Origin of the sequence: Candidatus Kinetoplastibacterium desouzaii TCC079E (assembly GCF_000340795.1) — a bacterium.
Taxonomy (GTDB): domain Bacteria; phylum Pseudomonadota; class Gammaproteobacteria; order Burkholderiales; family Burkholderiaceae_B; genus Kinetoplastidibacterium; species Kinetoplastidibacterium desouzai.
Genome location: NC_020294.1, coordinates 1 through 16,635, shown reverse-complemented (window position 1 = coordinate 16,635; position 16,635 = coordinate 1). Strand labels below are relative to the sequence as shown.

11 protein-coding genes are annotated in these 16,635 nt (G+C 28.8%); 7 read left to right on the top strand and 4 right to left on the bottom strand.

Translation table 11 applies throughout. The annotated features are described in order from the left end of the window. The first annotated feature begins 68 nt into the window (after nucleotides 1-68). From CDSE_RS00055 to CDSE_RS00035, 5 genes are all read left to right on the top strand, one after another. Complete coding sequence (locus CDSE_RS00055; RefSeq protein WP_015395984.1) at nucleotides 69-1,679, top strand: peptide chain release factor 3; 1,611 nt, start codon at nucleotides 69-71, stop codon at nucleotides 1,677-1,679. A gap of 5 nt (nucleotides 1,680-1,684) precedes the next feature. Continuing rightward, a complete protein-coding gene (locus CDSE_RS00050) occupies nucleotides 1,685-2,053 on the top strand; it encodes a hypothetical protein (protein ID WP_015395983.1) in 369 nt (122 codons plus the stop codon). A 248-nt stretch (nucleotides 2,054-2,301) separates the two neighbouring features. Then, nucleotides 2,302-3,978: a 2-isopropylmalate synthase gene (leuA, locus tag CDSE_RS00045; protein WP_015395982.1), complete on the top strand. Its 1,677-nt coding sequence runs from the start codon at nucleotides 2,302-2,304 to the stop codon at nucleotides 3,976-3,978. A gap of 147 nt (nucleotides 3,979-4,125) precedes the next feature. After that, the gene (argS, locus tag CDSE_RS00040) at nucleotides 4,126-5,823 is read left to right on the top strand and encodes an arginine--tRNA ligase (protein ID WP_015395981.1); all 1,698 of its coding nucleotides are present in this window, start codon (nucleotides 4,126-4,128) and stop codon (nucleotides 5,821-5,823) included. A 248-nt stretch (nucleotides 5,824-6,071) separates the two neighbouring features. After that, nucleotides 6,072-6,674, top strand: a complete 603-nt coding sequence (locus CDSE_RS00035; RefSeq protein ID WP_235043909.1) for a thiol:disulfide interchange protein DsbA/DsbL — start codon at nucleotides 6,072-6,074, stop codon at nucleotides 6,672-6,674. Nucleotides 6,675-6,692: 18 nt separating this feature from the next. Here CDSE_RS00035 and CDSE_RS00030 read toward each other — a convergent pair whose 3' ends face one another. Beyond that, the gene (locus CDSE_RS00030) at nucleotides 6,693-7,883 is read right to left on the bottom strand and encodes an acetylornithine transaminase (protein ID WP_015395979.1); all 1,191 of its coding nucleotides are present in this window, start codon (nucleotides 7,881-7,883) and stop codon (nucleotides 6,693-6,695) included. A 374-nt stretch (nucleotides 7,884-8,257) separates the two neighbouring features. Here CDSE_RS00030 and CDSE_RS00025 point away from each other — a divergent pair, with 374 nt between their 5' ends. Both CDSE_RS00025 and CDSE_RS00020 read left to right on the top strand, forming a co-directional pair. Then, nucleotides 8,258-10,723, top strand: coding sequence for a DNA topoisomerase III (locus tag CDSE_RS00025; protein ID WP_015395978.1), 2,466 nt, complete (start codon nucleotides 8,258-8,260; stop codon nucleotides 10,721-10,723). A 9-nt stretch (nucleotides 10,724-10,732) separates the two neighbouring features. Continuing rightward, nucleotides 10,733-11,554, top strand: coding sequence for a cysteine hydrolase family protein (locus CDSE_RS00020; protein WP_015395977.1), 822 nt, complete (start codon nucleotides 10,733-10,735; stop codon nucleotides 11,552-11,554). Between the two features lie 12 nt (nucleotides 11,555-11,566). On the opposite strand, the gene gyrB is transcribed toward CDSE_RS00020, so the two are convergent. Genes gyrB through dnaA form a run of 3 tightly spaced genes read right to left on the bottom strand, consistent with a single transcriptional unit; the run spans nucleotide 11,567 to nucleotide 16,635 of the window. Then, nucleotides 11,567-14,026, bottom strand: coding sequence for a DNA topoisomerase (ATP-hydrolyzing) subunit B (gyrB, locus tag CDSE_RS00015; protein ID WP_015395976.1), 2,460 nt, complete (start codon nucleotides 14,024-14,026; stop codon nucleotides 11,567-11,569). A 60-nt stretch (nucleotides 14,027-14,086) separates the two neighbouring features. Next, nucleotides 14,087-15,202 (bottom strand): DNA polymerase III subunit beta, encoded by a 1,116-nt coding sequence (gene dnaN, locus CDSE_RS00010; RefSeq protein WP_015395975.1) that lies wholly within the window; start codon nucleotides 15,200-15,202, stop codon nucleotides 14,087-14,089. Nucleotides 15,203-15,204: 2 nt separating this feature from the next. Beyond that, nucleotides 15,205-16,635 (bottom strand): chromosomal replication initiator protein DnaA, encoded by a 1,431-nt coding sequence (gene dnaA, locus CDSE_RS00005; protein WP_015395974.1) that lies wholly within the window; start codon nucleotides 16,633-16,635, stop codon nucleotides 15,205-15,207.

The window sequence follows — 16,635 nt, the reverse complement described above, 5'->3', positions numbered from 1 at the left end:
CAAAAACATACATTACTTTCCCTTTTATGTAATCATAAATTATCTAATAACACATAAAAATTCTACATATGGATATCTACAAAGAAGTTAAAAGAAGAAGAACATTTGCAATAATATCTCATCCTGACGCTGGCAAAACTACCCTTACAGAAAAAATATTGCTTTTCGCTGGAGCAATACAAATTGCAGGTAGTGTAAAATCAAGAAAAGCATCTAAATATGCTTCATCTGATTGGATGGAAATAGAAAAACAAAGAGGAATATCTGTTGCTTCATCTGTAATGCAAATAGAATATAATGATTGCATTATTAATTTATTAGATACTCCAGGTCATCAAGATTTTTCTGAAGATACTTATAGAGTTCTTACAGCTGTAGATGCGGCCTTAATGGTTATAGATGCAGCTAATGGTATAGAAGCTCAAACTATAAAGCTCTTAGAAGTATGTAGAGCTAGAAAAACACCAATAATAACTTTTATAAATAAACTAGATAGAGAAGTTCGTGAACCATTAGACCTATTACATGAAGTAGAAAAACATTTAGAAATAGATGTAATACCGTTTACATGGCCAATAGGTATGGGAAAATCTTTTCAAGGTGTTTTTGATCTTGGAACAAATAAAATATTATCTTTTAAATCTGGGGAAGATAGATATAATATACCACGTGTTCTATCAGGAAACACATCGGATTATAGTAATAAAAAAACCTTTGAAAAACTATTTAAGATAATAGAACAAGATATTACTTTAATAAAAGAAGCAATCCCAAATTTTAATAAGGAAAGTTTTTTATTGGGCGAACAAACTCCTGTGTTTTTTGGCTCAGCTATAAATAATTTTGGAGTACAAGAAATTTTAGATGCCTTAACTAATTATTTTCCACCACCATCACCTACAAAGACTATACAAAGACAAATACTTCCAAATGAAACAAAATTCACAGGACTAGTATTTAAGATACAGGCCAATATGGATCCTGCTCATAGAGATAGGATTGCATTCATTAGAATTCATTCTGGGCATTTTAAACGTGGAATGAAACTAAAAATATCTAGAACACAAAAAGAAATAAAAACCAATAATGTAGTTTCCTTTTTGTCTCAAAAAAGAGATCTAGTAGATGAAGCATTTGCTGGAGATATTATAGGCATTCCAAATCATGGAGTGTTACAAATTGGAGATGTATTAACAGAAGGAGAGTACTTAGAATTTACAGGTCTTCCTTGCTTTGCTCCAGAAATATTTAAATCCATTGAAGCAAAAGATCCACTTAAGAACAAACAACTAAATACCGGCTTAAAACAATTGAGTGAAGAAGGTGCTATACAAGTTTTTCAATTATATAAAAGCAACAACTTAATACTTGGAGCTGTTGGACAACTTCAATTTGAGGTTGTAGCTCATAGATTACAATATGAATATAATGCTGACGTAAATATATTACCTACTAACTACATAACAGCCAGATGGATTTCTTCCAATAATGAAAGAACACTGAATAAGTTTATAAATTCCAACAACACAAATATAGCCTATGACACTATAGGTAATATTACTTTTTTAGCAAAATCTAATGCACAATTAAAAATATCACAAGAATTAAATCCAGATATATCATTTCATATGATAAGAGAACATAATGAAAAAATATCAGGAACAAATCATTCTAAGTAATGTGTATGCTAATTGTTAAAAAATTACTAATTAATTTTCTTATAACTATAATATCAGCATTAATTATAGGAAATATCATGGCTTATAATATTTCCACTGATATTAATAAAAATAGTTTTCATGAAACGCAAAGTACTATTTTGAGCGCAAATGGTAAAAAATTTATAGCTCAACCACCTCAACCGTTAACAGACGGTACATTAGGTGACCCTAATTTAAAAACCAGCCCAATCAAAAAAATAGATACTGTTTCTCTAATAGAAAAGAAGGACTACGAAAATAACACAATAAATATTAAAAACTCAGATAATAATAAAATAATTCTAAATAACAAAATATCAAGTAAAATACCCACTATAGATTTACTAAAATAAATAACATTAATAAAATTAATACTAATCTATTTGCTTCTCATTGGATTATACATGTTAATATAAGTATATTTAATAAAACTATAGTATTTAAAAAATTAAATATTGCTTATAATTGAAACTATAAAAAAGTAATTTTTTGATATAAACATTTTTACCTTATTAAATAAAAATCTAGCTTCAAAAATTAATAATGTGAAGCTATTGTAGTTTTTTGTAAAAATAATTTAACAATTTACGGATTCTATATTATGCTCGCTAAACCAGCTAATAAATATGTACCATTTCACCCGTTTACTAAGGACTACTCTAAAAGAACATGGCCTAGTAAATATATAAAACATGCTCCTATTTGGTTGAGTACTGATTTAAGAGATGGAAATCAGGCCTTAATTGAACCAATGTCAGTTGAGAAAAAAATTAGTCTTTTCGAACAATTAATAAAAATTGGATTTAAAGAAATTGAAGTAGGTTTCCCATCAGCATCACAAACTGATTTCAACTTCGTAAGAAAATTAATAGAAGATGACTATATTCCTGATGATGTAACTATATCTGTATTAACACAATCACGTGAAGATTTGATTCGTAGAACCATAGAGGCAGTTGCTGGTGCTAAAACTGGAATAGTACACTTGTATAATGCTTGTGCTCCATCTTTTAGAAAAATTGTTTTCAATATGAGTAGGGATGAAGTCAAGAAAATAGCTGTTAATGGTACAACTTTAGTAAAAGAATTATTTGCTCAATATCCACAAACAAAATGGCGTTATGAATATAGCATAGAAGTTTTTAGTAGCACAGAACTGGATTTTGCCTTAGATGTAGCAAATACTGTCATTGATATTTATCAACCAACACCAGAAGATAAACTCATATTAAACTTACCAGCTACTATTGAGTCATCTACCCCAAATGTATATGCTGATCAGATAGAATGGATGCACACAAACTTAAACAATAGGGAAAGTGTTATAATAAGCGTACACCCTCATAATGATAGAGGAACTGCAATCGCTGCAGCAGAATTATCTATGATGGCAGGAGCTGATCGTGTAGAAGGATGTTTATTCGGGCAAGGAGAACGTACAGGGAACGTAGATCTTCTTACTCTAGCCCTAAATTTATATACACAAGGAGTGAATCCTCAATTGGATTTTTCTGATATAGATGAAGTTAGACGTTGTGTAGAACATTGCACTCAAATGTCCACTCATCCAAGACATCCATATGCAGGAGATTTAGTTTTCACTGCATTCTCTGGATCCCACCAAGATGCCATCAAAAAAGGAATGGCTAAACAAAAATCTGATGAAGTTTGGGAAGTTCCGTATCTACCTATAGATCCAGCTGATTTAGGACGTAGTTATGATGCAGTAATAAGAGTAAATAGTCAATCAGGAAAAGGCGGAGTTTCTTATTTACTTGAAAGAGAATATGGCCTCATGTTACCTAGACGATTACAAATTGAATTTAGTCGCTCTATACAAAGAATTACAGATAGAACTGGTAGAGAGGTTACTGCAGAAGAAGTTTATAACGTATTTCAAGAAGACTTCTTGAATCAAAATGATCCTTGGAAATTAATACGCCATCGTATTGATGGAGATCCTAATGAAATAGAAGAAAAACATTTTAAAATCGAAGCAGAACTAGAATTTAAAAATGAAAAACGTCTAGTTAAAGGTGAAGGTAATGGTGCTATATCAGCCTTTATAGCAGCATTAGGAATACCTGCTAGAGTAATGAATTATCATGAACACTCCATAGGAGCAAATACAAATACTAAAGCTGCTTGCTATGTTGAATTAAGAATAGGAGCATCAGGAACTGGATTTGGTGTAGGAATAGACCGAGACATCGTAACCGCCTCCTTCAGAGCTGTATTAAGTGCAATCAATAGACATTATCATTCCGAAAATGATTAAAAAACTATTTGCACAATAATTAAAATAATTAAATATGAGTCTAGAATTATTAAAAATCTAGACTCATATTTAATGTAAATATAAAAATCAAATGTCAGATAGATTATTACATTCTTTAATAATCATAACGTTTTAAGATATACGACTATGCTTCCAAAGCAAAAAAACCAACTTGCTAAAATTATAAAATCAGCTATCAATAATTTAAACTACGATATAAAAACAGATATAATTTTAGAAAAACCAAAAATAAAATCGTACGGTGATATATCCTCTAATATCGCCATGCGTCTTGCAAAAACTCTAAACAAAAAACCTATAGATTTAGCAAAAGATATTGTAAATCAATTAAACAATAATCCAGATATAAAAAACATAATAAAGAATATAGAAATAGCAAATCCAGGTTTTATTAACTTTTATCTAAATGATAAATCTATTGTAGAAGTTATAAATGAAATAGAAGAAACAAAAGATAAATATGGTCATTCTCAAAATAAATTAAAGAACAAGCAAATATTAGTAGAATTTGTCTCCGCAAATCCTACAGGACCTTTACATGTTGGACATGCCAGACAAGCAGCAATAGGTGATACTATTTGCAGGATTTATAAAGCAATGGGATGGGATGTTCTAAGTGAATTTTATTACAATGATGCTGGTAATCAAATTAATAACTTGGCTCTTAGTGTACAAGCAAGAGCTAATAACATTGATTTAAATGATCCAGAATATAACGATACAGATCTTTATCGTGGTGAGTATATAATAGATATTGCTAAAGCTTTTATAAATAAAGAATCTATTATTACAGTTGATGGCTTAAAAATTTACGCTACAGGTAATATTAATTGTTTGGATGATATTAAAAATTTTGCTGTTGCTTATATACGCAAAGAACAAGATTTAGACCTAAAATCATTTAACCTTATTTTTGATAGTTATTATTTAGAAAGTTCTTTATACACATCAGGCAAAGTAAATCAAATAGTTGAAGATCTAATAAATAGTGGATATACATATGAACATGATGGTGCTTTATGGCTAAAAACAACCTCCCTAAATACTGGTGATGATAAAGATAGAGTCATGCGTAAAAGTGTAGATGGTAGTTACACATATTTCGTACCAGATGTTGCTTATCATAAAACTAAATGGGATCGTGGTTTTCATAAAGCTATAAACATACAAGGAAGTGATCATCATGGAACTGTTGCACGCGTTAGAGCTGGTCTACAAGCTTTGTCTAAGGATATACCACAAGACTATCCTGAATATGTTTTACATAAAATGGTTAAAATTATACGTAATGGAGAAGAGATAAAGATCTCTAAAAGATCCGGCACCTATGTCACAATGCGTGACTTAATAAATTGGGTTGGATGTGATGCGGCCCGTTATTTTCTTATACAAAGACGTGCTGATACAGAATTTATTTTTGATCTGGATTTGGCTGTATCTCAAGGAGAAGACAATCCTATTTATTACATACAATATGCATATGCAAGACTATATTCTATACAAAGAAAAGCAAATATTAGCAAAGAATTAATTATAAATTCAAATATTATGCTTTTGAATCAAATTTCTGAAATTAATTTAATGAGAAGACTTGCAGAATTTCCTGGAATTATACAACAAGCTGCTGAAGAATTAGCTCCTCATTATATTGCGTTCTGGCTCAGAGAATGTGCAGCAGATTGCCATACTTGGTATAACTCAGAACATGTAATAGTTGAACAAATTGATTTGAAATTAGCAAGGTTACGTTTATTAAACGCAACATTACAAGTTTTAGAAAATGGTTTAAGTTTATTAGGAATATCAGCATTAAAAGAGATGTAAAGCCCATATATTAAAATATATCAAAATATTTTTGTGATCATTTGTAAAATTAACATGCATAATATTTGATATGTTATATTTTACAAAAAGTAAATATACTATCAACTGTTATTTAAAAAATCATAATTTAAATAATTGTAAATTATAAAAGAACCATACAAACATAATATGTTTTGCAATTATAATGAATATAGTAAATATTATTTTATATGCATACTAAAATAATCCTATTAAATATAATATTTACTATGTTCATTCAAAACATGGTATATGCAAAAAGTTATGAAACATTAACATTTGAAATTCCACAAGAAAAAGAAAATATAATAGAAGTAATTGAATTTTTTTCTTATATATGCCCTCACTGTAATAATATGGAACTTTATTTACAAGAATGGGAAAAGAATATTCAGGATAATATTATATTAAAAAGAATTCCTATTGCTAATAATCATCACTCTCAAATTTTACAAAGAATTTATTTTACAATTGAAGAATTAGGAAAAACAAATCTGAATATAGAAATATTCATAGAACTTTCTAAAAATAAAAATTACTTTAAAAAAAACAAAGAAATAAAAAATTGGTTAATAAGAAATAGGATACCTATAGAAGAGTTTAATAAAATTTATAATTCTTTTAGCATTGAAACTAAAATTAAAAAATATAATAATCTAGTAAAATTATGTAACTTAACAACAATTCCTGTTTTTATAGTTGGTGGCAAGTACTTAACATCACCAATATTAGCTGGTAACAAATACAATGCCACAATACAAGAAATAAATAAACTAATTGCAAAATATTGTATAGAAAAAAATATACCCTCTATTAACTCAAATATAAATTAATAGAGAGCTATAAAAATGTTATTTCAATATTTTAGAAAAAATATTGTCTAAATTATATATTAGCAAGTCAATTTCCTCTTCTTTTACATTCAATGCAGGCATGAATCTCAATAAGTTAGGACGAGGTGAATTAAGAAGCAAACCATTTGGCTCTAAATTTCTAGCAATTTCAACAATATTATTACCATCATCACTATTAAGTATCAAAGCTCTTAATAGACCTTTACCTCTTTCTCCTAATAAATTATATTTATTCGATAATTTATTTAAAGCAATTGACAATCTTTCAGATTTAGTGACAATTGATTTCATAAAATTAGGTTCATTTATAGTATCAAAAACAGCCAATCCAACTGCTGTACATAATGGATTACCATTATAAGTACCACCTTGGTCACCATATGAAAAAACACATACATCTTCACGTGCTAATAATGCTGACAATGGAAGACCACCTCCTATTCCTTTTCCTAATGTCATAATATCTGGTGAAATATTATGATGTTGATAAGCAAAAAGCTTTCCAGTTCTACCCATACCTGTTTGTACTTCATCGACAATGAGTAATAAATTATTCTTATTAGCAAGCAGTCTTAAATTTTTTAAAAAATCATCACTTGCTGGTATTACTCCAGCCTCTCCTTGTATAGGCTCCAACATAATAGCAACAACTTCATTATCTATCAAAGACTCTACAGAATCTATATTATTAATTTCTGCTTTTAAAAACCCATCTACCTGAGGAGCAAAAATTGTATCCCATCCCAATTTTCCAGATGCAGACATAGTAGCTATAGTACGACCATGAAAACTATCTTTCATAGTTATTATCTTATAAGCTCCATTCTTCTTAATTTTTCCCCATTTTCTTGCTAATTTTATAGCTCCTTCATTTGCTTCTGCTCCACTATTAGCAAAAAAAACTTTATCAAAACAAGAATTACTAGTCAAACGTGATGCTAATTCTATAGATGGCAAATTATAAAAAGCTGGAGATGGATTAATTAATAATTTAGATTGTCTCTCTATAGCTGTTATCATTTCTGATGCAGAGTGACCTAAAGCATTCACAGCCCATCCTTGCACAAAATCCAAATAACGTTTTTTATTACTATCCTCTAACCATGAACCAGAACCTTGAAGAAAAACTAAATCAGGTCTATGAGTAATTTCCATTAGAGAGCTACAATCAAATTGATCAAATTTCATAAAATTGTTACCAGGAGAAATAAAAGATTAATAAAAAATATTAATACATACAGAATAAAAATAAATTCTTAATACTACATTAATTGATGATTATCTAAGTTTCTAATACAGTTTTAAAAAAAGTAACTAAAAATTATAATGTATTAATAATAGTAAAAATACCATAATAAACAACAAAAATACTCTTGATAAAAAAAAAATGACTATAGTTAATTCAATAGTATTGATCTAAACCTTTATTATTGATATATACATAATAGAACTCTATTCCAGAAATTTCTAGAAAATTAACAGTTTTTCTAAAAAACAATAATATTCTAAATACAGTTAAGAAAAATTCTAAATATAAAAAATACATTACAATTTTAATTTATATGAAAAAACAGTTAATTATTGCTGAAAAACCTTCAGTTGCCCTTGATATTTCAAAAGCACTTGGAAATTTTAAACGCGAAAATGATATATACGAAAATGATAATTATATATTAACATCTAGTGCAGGACATTTATTAAGTCTTATAGCTTCCAATGATCCAATAAAAGGCAAATGGAACTTTGTAAATTTACCAGTTATTCCTGATTTTTTTGACCTTGCTCCAATAGATAAAAAATCGTCAGAACGTCTCAAAAAACTTATCAAAGTTATTAAACGCAAAGACATTGATTCCATAATAAATGCATGTGATGCAGGTAGAGAAGGAGAATTGATATTTAAATATATTATACAATTTGCTAAAAGCAAGAAACCTATCTACCGTATATGGCTACAATCAATGACTAAAAATGCCATTTGTGAAGCTTTTAATAATTTAAAGAAAGATGAACTTCTTAAACCACTTGAATATGCTGCAAGATCAAGAGCAGAAGCTGATTGGTTAATAGGAATAAACGGCACGAGAGCTATGACAGCTTTTAATAGCAAAGAAGGCGGATTTTTTAAAACTACTATTGGTAGAGTTCAAACACCCACACTTACTATAGTAAGCAATCGTGAAAAAATAATAAAAGACTTTATACCAAAAGACTATTGGGAAATACTAGCTACTTTTAAAGCGGATAGAGGTGTATATAATGCCAAGTGGATAGACAACAATTTCAAGAAAGATACAACAAACTTAGATAAAAAAGAATCAAGAATTTGGTCAAAAATAGAAGCTGATTTTATTTGCAATGAATGTAAAAATCAAATAGGCATAGCTAATGAAATATCTAACCCTTCATCACAACTATCACCAAGTTTATATGATTTAACATCTCTCCAAAGAGATGCTAATAATAAATTTGGTTTTTCAGCAAAGACAACCCTGAGTATAGCTCAAACATTATATGAAAAACATAAATCTATAACTTATCCAAGAACAGATTCTAAATATTTACCAGAAGATTACATATCAATTGTAAAAGACATTATGTCATCGATATCACAAAATAAATCTAATTTTATAGAAAATAACTTGATTAATTGTGTTCAAAACATTGTTAATAACAATTGGGTTAAGGCCAATAAAAGAATTTTTGACAATAAAAAAGTTTCTGATCATTTTGCTATAATAGTAACCTCTCAAGTTCCTAATAAACTAAATGATATTGAATATAAATTATATAGTTTAATACTAAAAAGATTCTTAGCTATATTTTATCCTGCAGCTGAATTTCTCAATACTATTAGAACAACACAAGTAAAAAATTATACATTTAAAACTGAAGGGAAAATTCTCATAAATCCAGGATGGCTATCTGTATATGGGAAAGAAAGAGAATCTGATGATATAAATTTAATTTCTATAAAGCAAAATGAAGAAGTTATCACAGAATCTATTAATAATAATCAATTAAGTACAAAACCACCAGCTAGGTACAATGAAGCCAGTCTTTTATCAGCTATGGAAAGTGCTGGAAAATTTATAGACGATGAAGAACTAAAAGAAGCAATAAATGAAAGAGGGTTAGGAACACCAGCAACAAGAGCTTCTATAATTGAAGGATTATTAACAGAAAATTACATACGTCGTGAAGGGAAAGATTTAGTCCCTACATCCAAAGCCTCTCAACTTATAACTTTATTATCTGGTTTAGGTATTAAAGAACTTACATCACCAGAGTTAACTGGAGAATGGGAATATAAATTAAAGAAGATAGAACAAGGAAAACTAGAAAGATCTAGTTTCATGTCTGATATCGTAAATATGACAAAAAATATTGTAAAAAAAGCAAAAGAATACGAAAACAATAATATTCCTGGGGACTATTTAACTTTAAAAAACAACTGTCCTAAATGCAAAGGTATTGTTAAAGAAAACTATCGTAGATATACATGCACAGAATGTGATTTTTCTATAAGCAAATACCCTAGTGGAAGGACTTTTGAAATAGAAGAAGTAGAAGAACTAATAAAAACAAAAAAAATTGGACCATTAGATGGATTTATTAGCAAAAACTTTAGACCATTTACCGCTATTCTAAAAATAAACCAAGATTATAAATTAGAATTTGAATTTGACAATCAACAAAATAAAGAAAATTTTACTATAGACAAATCAGAACAAACACCTATAGGATTATGCCCTAAATGTAATCATTCTATATTTGAAAGTGATACTAGTTACATATGTGAGAAATTTTTAGACAGTGAGAATAAATGCAATTTTAAAATTAATAAATATATTCTCCAACAAGAAATATCTAAAGATCAAGCCTCAAAATTATTAAATAATCATAGTACAGATCTACTTGAAGGTTTTATATCATTAAGAACACATAGAAAATTTAAAGCATTTCTAGTAATTAAAGACTCTAAGATCGAGTTTAAATTTGAAAAACGCAAGGAAAAAAAGAACTAGTGTGTAATTATGAATATAAATCTACTAATTATCGATCCTCAAAATGATTTCTGTGATTTATCAACTATAAATAATAATAGTATCAAAGAATATCCTGCACTACCAATTAAAGGAGCTGATAATGACATGCAAAGATTATCAGCATTTATAGATAAAAATATAAAACATATCTCTAATATAGCCATAACATTAGATACTCATCATATAATAGATATATCTCTTATAAGCTTTTGGGAAACATATGATGGGAAAGAACTTAAACCTTTTACTTTAATAAACTCAGAAAGTATAAAAAAAAATAAAATTATTCCTAAAAATCATAATTTTAAACAATATGCTTTTAATTATATTAAAAACATAGAAGTTCTATACAAACAAGGTTTAATTGTTTGGCCAATTCATTGCCAAATAGGCAGTTGGGGTCATAATATCCATAAAGATATAAGTAAATCATGCCTCAAATGGGAAAAAACTCATATTAAAAATGTAGAATTCTTTCTAAAAGGTTTAAATCCATTAACAGAACAATATAGTGCTGTAGAATTAACAAATAATAAAAATCAAATTATTAAAAACAATAAAATATTATCTTTTATAAAAAACTCTGACAAGCTAATTATTGCTGGAGAAGCTAGTAGTCACTGTGTTAAGAAAACAATAGAAGACCTTATAAAATATCTTCAACCAAATGATTTAAAAAAAATAATAGTTTTATCTGACTGCATGAGTCCAGTATATGGATTTGCTGATAATACTAATAATTTCTTCCTATGTATAGAAAAAGAAGGAATACAAATATCTCAAAGTAATAAAAACATATTATGTAAATAGAGATTTTTTTAATTAAACATCTACATTACCGGCATATAGAGCATTATTTTCGATAAATTCTCTGCGAGGAGCAACTTGATCCCCCATTAAAGTGCTAAAAACTTGATCAGCCACAATAGCATCTTCTATACGGACTTTTAGTAATCTACGAACTTTTGGATTCATAGTTGTATCCCATAATTGTTCAGGATTCATTTCTCCTAAGCCTTTATATCGTTGTTTAGATATAACTCCTTCTGCCTCTTTTTGTAACCATTTCATAGCTTCTCTAAAATCTGAAACATTCTGTTCCTTTCTTTTTTCTCCAACACCACGTGCAACAATAGAATTCACATTTAAAAGACCATTAAGATGTTTAGAAGCTGATTTTAGAATCATATAATCATTACTTCTAATAAATTCTTTATCTATAATACATACTTTTTGATTACCATAAGATAATCTTGTTATTTTGAGACTATAACTAGAATCATCCTGAACAAGATCAACAGATATTTTTTCTTTTAATAATTGATAGCTATTTAATTTATTAATTAAAGCCTCTAGAGAATAAATTGCACTTTCTTCGCTATCCAATGATATATCTACTCCATCTAAAATAGCAATCAACACAGACTCGTCAAAGAAATTTGATAAACGAGTAATAACCTTTTCAGATTTTATATAACGATTAGCTAATTCTAATAAAGAATCATGATTAATAGGCTCAGAATCTTTATAAGGAAATATCTCAGCATCTTTAAGTGCTAAATTTAATTTAAAAACAGATTCTTCTTCATCATCTTTTAAGTAACGTTCTTCTTTACCTACTTTAACCTTATACAATGGAGGTTGTGCAATATATATATATCCTCTATCCAGCAATTCAGGCATTTGTCTATAAATAAATGTCAATAATAATGTTCTGATATGAGCCCCATCAACATCAGCATCAGTCATGATAATAAGTCTATGATATCTAAGCTTATCTATATTAAAATCAGGACCTATACTTGTACCTAAAGCTGTTATTAATGTTGTTATTTGTTCACTTCCTAATAATCTATCAAATCTAGCTTTTTCTACATTTAAAACCTTGCCTCTTAAAGGTAAGATGGCTTGAAATTTTCTATCTCTAGCTTGTTTAGCAGATCCTCCAGCAGAATCTCCTTCTACAATATATAATTCACATAAAGCAGGATTCTTTTCTTGACAATCAGCTAATTTACCTGGTAAACCACTTCCTTCTAATACACTTTTCCTGCGAGTCATCTCGCGAGCTCTACGAGCTGCATCTCTAGCACGAGAGGCTTCTATTATTTTCCCACAAATAGCTTTTGCATCACTTGGATTTTCTAAAAGCCATGTTTCTAATTTCTTAGATATAACATCCTCAACTGCAGGTCTAACTTCACTAGAAACTAATTTATCTTTCGTTTGGCTACTGAATTTAGGTTCTGGAATTTTAACTGATAAAACACAAACAAAACCTTCTCTCATATCATCGCCAACTGTTTCAACTTTAGCTTTTTTGGCAAAATCATTATCTGAGATATATTTATTTAATACTCTAGTCATAGCTGCTTTAAGAGCAGTTAAATGAGAACCACCATCTCTTTGAGGAATATTATTAGTAAAACATAAAACATTTTCTGTATAAGAATCATTCCATTGCATTGCAACTTCAACATTAACAAGAGTACCTCCAGCAGATGACTCTCCTAACGCATTAAAAATATTACTATGTATTACACTTTTATTTTTATTTATATACTCAACAAATCCTTGAACTCCTCCAGAAAAAGAAAAATTATCACTTTTATTTTTAATTAAATCTACTAGTTTGATTTTAACGCCATTATTTAAAAAAGATAACTCTCTCAACCTTCTAACAAGAGTTTCGTAATGAAATTCAACATGAGAAAAAATATCAGAATCAGCTAAAAAATGAACCTCTGTTCCAGTTTTATCAGTAGAACCAACAATCTTAAGTGGCTCAGTACAAACACCTTTCTCAAATCCTATTTGATATATAGAACCATCTCTAAAAATGGTTAATTTTAACCACTTAGACAAAGCGTTAACACAAGAAACACCAACTCCATGCAAACCACCTGAAACTTTGTAAGAATTTTGATCAAATTTTCCACCTGCATGTAGTTCTGTCATTACTATTTCAGCAGCACTACGTTTATATTCATCATCCTTATGTATATCAGTTGGTATACCTCTACCATTATCATAAATAGAAACGGAACTATCAGGATGTATAGTTACAATTATTTCATTACAAAAACCAGCAAGAGCTTCATCTATTGAATTATCTAGAACTTCAAAAACCATATGATGTAATCCACTACCATCAGATGTATCACCAATATACATTCCTGGTCTTTTTCTAACAGCATCCAGACCCTTTAACATTTTAATAGAACTGGCACCATAAGATGCTGCGGCATCATCTAACAAATTAGTATTATTTATTTCTGACATTTATATATCTTTTAACAATCAATCTTTAAAATAATTTAACAAACAACAATTACATACATATTAAATACGCATTGGCATCACAACATATTTGAAATTATTATTATCAGGTACAGTTATCAATGCAGAAGAATTGCTATCTGGATTAACGAACCAAATTAGACTATCAGATTTAACATTAGCAATTATATCAAGTAGATAGTTTACATTAAAACCAACATCAAATGACTCATATTCATAATCTATTTCTAAATCTTCATGAGCCTCTTCATGATCAGAATTAGACGAAGATATCTTAAGAGAATTCTTAGAAAGATTAAATTTAACTCCTTTAAATTTATCATTAGTTAATATAGCAACTCTCATCAAGGCGCCTTGTAAGATATCTCTATCTATATAAAATTTTCTATGATAATCCACTGGTATTACTTTTGTAAAATCAGGAAATTTTCCTTCTACTAATTTAGAAATAAATTCTGTATCAGGAAAACAAAATCTAATTTGAGTATTAGACACTTCAAGGAAAATCTTTTCATCAGAATCTTGTAATAATCTTTGCAACTCCAATACTGTCTTTCTTGGAATAATAATTTTCTTATATCCTGTGAAATTATCTGTTTCAATACAACTATACGATAATCTATGTCCATCTGTTGCAACAGCAATAATTTTTCCATTATCAAAAACTAATAACATTCCATTTAAATAATATCTAATATCCTGTTGAGCCATAGAAAAATAAACCATATTTAACAGATTTCTAAAATCCTTCTGAGGTAAATCTAAACTAATATCCCAATTATTATCACAAGCAACTATTGGAAATTCATTGGCATCTAATGTTTGCAAAGAAAACCTACTTTTCAATGAAAGTATATTAATTTTTCCTGAAGACAATTCAAGAATCACGTCACTCATCTCAGGTAGAGCTTTTAAAATTTCTAAAAATTTACGAGCCCCAACTGTAGTTGACATAATATCACTATCTCCATAATATCCAAAATCAACATGAACCATCATTTGAACATCTATATCAGTAGTAATAAAAAATAACTTACTACCTTCTTTTTTTATGAGAATATTAGACAATATAGGCATAGTATTACGTTTTTCAACTATACCAACTACACGAGATAAAGTTTTTATCAAAGATTCTCTACTTGCCTGTAAAAATTTCATTTTTAACCTTTCAAAGTTTGTTCCAGAACATGTAAAGTATGATTAAGATCTGTTTGTTTTATACGAGCTTCTGAAATTTTTCTAACAGCATGAAGTACAGTTGTATGATCCCTACCTCCAAATAAATCACCAATCTCAGGCAAACTTTTCTGTGTTAATTCTTTAGCAAGATACATAGCAATCTGACGAGGTACGGCAATATTTGCAGGTCTTCTCTTAGAATACATATCAGCAACTTTAATTTTATAAAAATCAGCAACCGTTTTTTGAATATTTTCAACTGTTATTTGACCATTAGAAACAGATAACAAATCTTTAAGAGCCTCCTTACATACATCAACAGTTAATACATCTCGACCATGGAAACGGGCATAAGCCAATACTTTTCTTAATGCTCCTTCCAACTCACGTACATTACTACGAAGATGCTTAGCTATAAAAAAAGCAACTTCTTCAGGCATAGGCAAACCTTCTAACCCAGCTTTTCTCAATAAAATAGCAACCCTCATTTCTAGTTCTGGTGGCTCTATAGCAACAGTTAATCCAGAATCAAACCTGGATATTAAGCGACTATCTATACCAGAAAGTTCTTTTGGATAAGTATCACTGGTAATAATAATTTGTTTATGTTGAGCTACCATAGCTTCAAAAGCATAAAAAAATTCTTCTTGTGTTCTATTTTTTCCTGAAAAAAATTGAATGTCATCTATCAGTAACAAATCAAGAGAGTGATAATAACGTTTAAACTCATCAAAAGCTTTTCTTTGATAAGCTTTAACAACATCTGAAACATATTGATCAGCATGAACATACCTAACTTTTACATTACTATTAGAAATAATCATGGAATTTCCAACAGCATGAATCAGATGAGTCTTACCTAAACCAACCCCACCATACAAAAACAATGGATTATAAGAAACTCCTGGATTTTCTGAAACTTGCAAAGCAGCAGCTCTAGCCAATTGATTAGCTTTCCCTGTAACAAAATTATCGAATGTAAGTACAGAATTTAACTTTGATCTCTCATAAGAAAGACTAATAGATTCAACAGGAACAACATACTCACTTTTAACTAAATGATTAGAATTATTTACGAAATCATCAGAAGAAAAATTATTTGTTGGTTTAAAATCAGCATTTTCGCAATCATTAGAAATACTTTGTGAATATTTCAACTTGTTTGCATTAGATGGTAGCTCAAACAAAACCTTGATTGGTTTTTTAAACCAATCAGATGCTAAAATCTCTATTTTATCAGTAAATTTCTTTCTTACTAAATCTAACTTAAATCTATTTGGAACCAAAATATGCAATACTCCATTTCCCTCATCAAGTGAAATAGGCACTAGAGGTTTTATCCAAGCACTAATTTGCTGTGGAGGCAACTCCTTTTCGAGATGAGTAATGAAGGTTAGCCAAAAATCATTCAT